The organism is Psychrobacillus sp., from assembly GCF_056205495.1.
In genome coordinates, this window is the sequence record NZ_JBAEAP010000234.1 from 1 (window position 1) to 5,000 (window position 5,000).

5 protein-coding genes are annotated in these 5,000 nt (G+C 40.3%); 3 read left to right on the plus strand and 2 right to left on the minus strand.

Translation table 11 applies throughout. The features are described 5' to 3' along the window. Positions 1–836: FAD-dependent monooxygenase (locus AC06OU_RS06705; RefSeq protein ID WP_475854834.1), on the minus strand; the 836-nt coding region annotated here is incomplete at its 3' end. A gap of 76 nt (positions 837–912) precedes the next feature. Here AC06OU_RS06705 and AC06OU_RS06710 point away from each other — a divergent pair. Beyond that, entirely contained in the window at positions 913–1,893 is a 981-nt protein-coding gene (locus AC06OU_RS06710) for a GNAT family N-acetyltransferase (protein WP_475854836.1), read from the plus strand. Between the two features lie 91 nt (positions 1,894–1,984). Here the strand turns inward: AC06OU_RS06710 and AC06OU_RS06715 are convergent, their stop codons facing one another. Further along, positions 1,985–2,977 carry a PQQ-dependent sugar dehydrogenase gene (locus AC06OU_RS06715; RefSeq protein ID WP_475854837.1) on the minus strand — a complete coding sequence of 331 codons (993 nt, stop codon included), beginning with the start codon at positions 2,975–2,977 and terminating at the stop codon, positions 1,985–1,987. A 160-nt stretch (positions 2,978–3,137) separates the two neighbouring features. Between AC06OU_RS06715 and AC06OU_RS06720 the strand changes: the two genes are divergently transcribed. Beyond that, entirely contained in the window at positions 3,138–3,872 is a 735-nt protein-coding gene (locus AC06OU_RS06720) for a sulfite exporter TauE/SafE family protein (protein WP_251557087.1), read from the plus strand. Positions 3,873–3,891: 19 nt separating this feature from the next. Continuing rightward, the gene (locus tag AC06OU_RS06725; RefSeq protein ID WP_475854839.1) at positions 3,892–4,851 is read left to right on the plus strand and encodes a D-2-hydroxyacid dehydrogenase family protein; all 960 of its coding nucleotides are present in this window, start codon (positions 3,892–3,894) and stop codon (positions 4,849–4,851) included. The last annotated feature ends 149 nt before the right edge of the window (positions 4,852–5,000 follow it).

Genomic DNA, 5,000 nt, shown 5'->3' on the forward strand with positions numbered 1-5,000 from the left:
AAGACAACTCGATCGAACACAAAATTTCGTAGTGGCTTGATATCTGAAATGTCATGATGAAGCAATTTTTCCTCCGGAGTACTTGCAATAATATCTGATGCTACCCGTGGAAAATGTTCAAAGAGAAATGACACTTCTTTAGGCTTTAAGTATTGAAAGTCAGGATTTTTTGGAGAAGTGTTAATACAAGCAAACCAATAAATGAAGCCATCTTTCATTGGTGCCATGCCAAATCTCCCTTTTGTGGACCAAAGCTCTGTGGATGTATATTCTTTTACTCGCCCATTGTTTTCAGTTATCCCTCTCCAGCAAGTATATCCAGCATACCTTGGTTTAGATTCAGGAACGAGCTGTTGACGAATGGGAGAATTAATGCCGTCTGCCGCTATAAGTAGCTCAGCTTCAAAGGCTGTCCCATCCTCGAAAAAAGCAGTAACCCTCTCCTTATTTTGCTTAACACGTATACATCTTTTATTAAATTCAATGGTATTTGGTTTTAGATTTTCGAGAAAGGTTCGATGGAGGTTTGCTCGATGGATGGTGATATTCTCTTGTCCAAACATTTCTTTGAGAACAGAGAAATCAATCGTATTGAGCATTTTTCCATGCATGTCCTGAAAGACCTGTGTGTTTAGGATATAGCCATTGCGGAATATCTCCTCACCGACGCCAATCTCCATAAGTGCTTGCATAGCATTGGAGCCAATTCCTATTCCAGCACCAACTGGTTGGAAAGCTTGAGCGGACTCAAACACGTGCACCTCATGACCTTGCTTTTGCAGAGTAACCGCTGTACAAAGTCCTCCAATACCACCGCCAATGATGGCAATGTTCAATGGGATCTACCTCCTTAATTACCTCTAGTCTAGCAGAAATTTTATGATATGCTAATAAAAAGAGGGAGGGAGAAACATGATTACATTGCGCATGTATGAATCAAAGCATCGAGAGGCATTAGACCATTATCCATTGTCTGAAGAGCAATTAGGCTTCACAGGACACCCAATAGAAATGCTTAAAAAGGTTGAAATGTGTCCTTCTTATTCACCTGTACTGATATTAGAAGGGGAAGAGGTGGCTGGATTTTTCGTGTTGGATACTGGAGACGATAAGTTAAATTATACTGATAGGAAAGAAAGTATCCTACTTAGAGGTTATTCCGTTCATCCTAGTTTCCAAGGGAGAGGAATAGCAAAGTCTTCTATGCAGCTTTTACCCCAGTTTGTAATGGAACATTTTCCATCTATTGAGCAAGTTGTGCTTGGTGTCAATGAGGCTAATAAAGCTGCTCAGGCTGTCTACTTAAAAAATGGTTTTATCGACGAAGGACGAAGATATTTAGGGAGTGCTGGAATTCAATTAGCTTTATGTCTTAAGGTTAACCAGGTGATAGTAAGGAAAGCAATACCTGGAGATGAACAAGGGATAGTGGATGTATGTGTGGCCGCTCAATGGAACACATACAAGAATTTATATTCCAATGAATACATAGAAGGTGTTATTGAAAAGTTTTACACAGTGGATAGAATTGAAAAGGAAATTGCAGAAACCAATCGTTATTGGAATGGATACTTTGTCGCTCTGCTTAACAATGAAATAGTTGGTGCTATAGGTGGCGGGGTAGACGAAGAAGGAATTGCTGAGGTATATGTCCTTTACTTGGATCCCGAGAAACGAAACAAAGGAATTGGGACAAAGCTTTTAAACTATTTATCTGATGTTCAGAAAACGAAGTATGGTGCGCACGAGCAATGGGTGTCCGTAGCCAAAAATAATATGCTTGGAATTCCTTTTTATGAGGCACGTGGCTTTGTGTTTCAACGTGAGGAGCAAGCTTATGAGAGTAACCCAGAGGACCAAGCAATCTCCTTAAAATATAAGCGAAAAATCTAAGAAAAAAAGCATCTGTGATAGATGCTTTTTAGATGAGAATATATTAGTCACATAAAAACTAAAATACTCTGAAATTCCTTGCTTCCACTTTTTAGTTTAATTTATATAAGATATCATCCTCCTCGCTTGGATTACCGCGTCCATCGGTATTATTAGTAACAAAGTACAACGATTCTCCATCAGAGTAGACATCACGCACTCTACCAAAGCCAGTGATAGATTGTTCTACCTTACCAGTTTCAACATTCATGACCTTAACAGCTTCTCCACGGAGGGAAGCGACATATAGCTTTCCTTTGTGAAAGGTTATTCCAGACGGTGCCCAAGTCTCATTACTGCCAGAAGTAATGAGCGGTGTTACATAGCCGTTCTTAGTTTCAGAACCTTCAATGATAGGATAACCATAGTTTTTTCCTTGCTCTATTAAATTGACCTCATCATTAGCAGATTGACCATGCTCTGCCTCAAAAAGAGTCCCATTCTCGTGCCAAGCAAGTCCCTGTGGATTTCGGTGACCAATGGAGAAAATTTGGAACGATCCATCCTCCTCCATTCGTACAATTTTACCGTTCAAGGAAGTATCGTCCTGAGCAAGCTCAGGGTCACCTGCATCACCAATAGTTACATATAACTTACGATCAGGACCAATTTCAAGTCTTCCCCCATGATGGATATTACCAGTCTTTATATCATCGAGGTGTATTTCAGTTTCCTGCCACTGATTATTCTCTCGTTTTAAAGTCACTACACGATTAAAGGATTCACCGTCTTTGTCATACGTGTAATAGGCAAATGCCTCATTGGTTTTGCTGAAATCAGTTTTTAGGACAAAGCCAAGAAGACCAGCCTCAGCTGCTGAGGACAAGGTATCCGAAAATAGGACTTCCTCATGGGTGACGGTGGACCCATCAATGACAGCTATTGTACCTACTCTCTCTGATATATAAAAGATACTGTCCTGTTGATTGATTGCCCATGGGATTTCTAAATTGGTTGCTATTTTATCTGCAGCTTCTTTTTCCGGTTCGGCTGCTTCTTCAGAACAACCAACTAATAGAAGTGTTAAAAGTATGAGTCTTTTCATATAAAAACCTCCTCTAGTACTACTTCTAGGAAAGAAATGCAGAATCCTGCTCTTTACCATAAGTTTTACAAATGAGAAACGATAGATTCTATCAAATTTACTTATCATAAATGGAGGAGTATGCTGAATTTACAGAGAAGTTTAGAAAGAAGGCAAAATAATGGAATTTCTAATATTTTTTATTATTGGGATTGCAGGAAATATGGTTGGTACGCTAGTTGGAGGGGGAGGACTGATCAGTCTTCCAATGATGCTGCTAATGGGCTTACCGATTCATTCAGCTATTGGTGCCAACAAGGTTTCAAATACTGTGAGCTCCCTATCTAGCTTTTTAGTTATTTTTACTAAAAAGGAAGTGTCAGCGAAAGAGGCGTTGTCTGTTCTAGTATTTTGTTTAGGTGGAGGAATTTTAGGGGGACTTACGGCATCCTTTCTTAGTGGAGAGACACTCATGGTCATAGCAATCCTATTATTAAGCTTTGCTTTCATCAACTCATTTATGGGAAAAGGAAATTTTGATGGGACATCGACCTTTCAGCTGAATAGAAAAACAATTCCATCCTTATTAGGTATAGGCATTTATGATGGAATGTTTGGTCCAGGGAGCAGCACCCTTGCCCTTTACTTGTATGCCAGCGAGAAAATTGCATACATCAGGGCTGTTGGCCTTGCTAGAATCGGTGTATTCGCAAGCTGCTTTGGTGCTTCTATTACGTATATATCCACGGGGAAGATCATGTGGCCAGTGACCATTGCTTTAATGATTGGTGCAATTATTGGAGCGCAGCTAGGTGTAAGGCTTGCCCGGAAATTAAAATCAGAGCATATTAAGCCTTTACTAAGAGTAGTAACCGTATTATTGATTGTGCAAATAATTTGGGATTATGTGAAGTAATAAGTGAGGAGGAAATGATATGAAATTAAAATGTGCAATTTTAGATGACTATCAGCAAGTCGCTTTAAAAATGGCAGACTGGACATCTATTGAGGAGCAGGTGATGGTACGCTCCTTCACGAAGCATTTCAATAATGAAGAAGAGCTAATAGAGGAAATCAAAGAGTATGAAATTATTGTGATTATGCGAGAACGAACTGCCTTCACGGCTTCTTTATTTGAAAAATTACCTAAATTAAAACTCTTAATCACCTCAGGGATGAGGAATGCCTCGATTGATTTAGCTGCTGCTTCAACGTATGGAGTAACTGTTTGTGGTACTGCGAGCTCCTCGGAGCCACCGACTGAGCTTACTTGGGCACTACTCTTAAATCTCGCTAGAAATATTACTTTGGAGAATAGAGCTTTAAGAGAAAACGGTCCATGGCAAAGCACAGTAGGAGCGGATTTACATGGAAGAACGTTGGGACTCCTTGGATTGGGCAAAATCGGAGGACGTATGGCTACGATAGCCCAAGCATTTGGGATGGACGTTATTGCATGGAGCCAAAACCTTACGAAGGAAGATACAGATAAATTAGGAGTTCGTTTAGCAAATTCAAAGGAAGAGCTCTTGAAAACAAGTGACTTCGTGTCGGTTCACCTTGTATTAAGTGACAGAACAAGAGGAATAATAGGCAAGCAGGAATTAGAGCAGATGAAGCGTAGTGCTTATCTCATCAATACATCACGAGCAGCAATTGTAGACGAACAGGCACTAATAAAGGCATTAGAAGAAAACTGGATTGCAGGAGCAGGCTTAGATGTATTTGATGAAGAGCCATTGCCAGAGAAACATCCATATCGTACGCTAACTAACGTTCTGGCAACTCCTCATTTAGGATATGTAAGTGAACATAATTACCGCGTCTACTTTACAGAAGCAGTAGAGGACATTGTAGCTTTTCTTGAGGGAGCTGAAATTCGGAAGATAAATTAAGCCAGTGGGCCAATAAATAGGGGGACCGACTGATTAATAGCGCGAACCGACCGATAATCCGGGAGAACCGACCGATAATCCAGCGAAACCGACCGATTATGGGTGAGAACCGACCGATTCATGCAAAAGAGGCACAAGACTATCCCATA

What these genes read in the sequence shown, in the direction of transcription:
- AC06OU_RS06720 (WP_251557087.1), top strand. Translation starts at nt 3,138, where the DNA reads ATGGAATTTCTAATATTTTTTATTATTGGGATTGCAGGAAATATGGTT.
- AC06OU_RS06710 (WP_475854836.1), top strand. Translation starts at nt 913, where the DNA reads ATGATTACATTGCGCATGTATGAATCAAAGCATCGAGAGGCATTAGAC.
- AC06OU_RS06715 (WP_475854837.1), bottom strand. Translation starts at nt 2,977, where the DNA reads ATGAAAAGACTCATACTTTTAACACTTCTATTAGTTGGTTGTTCTGAA.
- AC06OU_RS06725 (WP_475854839.1), top strand. Translation starts at nt 3,892, where the DNA reads ATGAAATTAAAATGTGCAATTTTAGATGACTATCAGCAAGTCGCTTTA.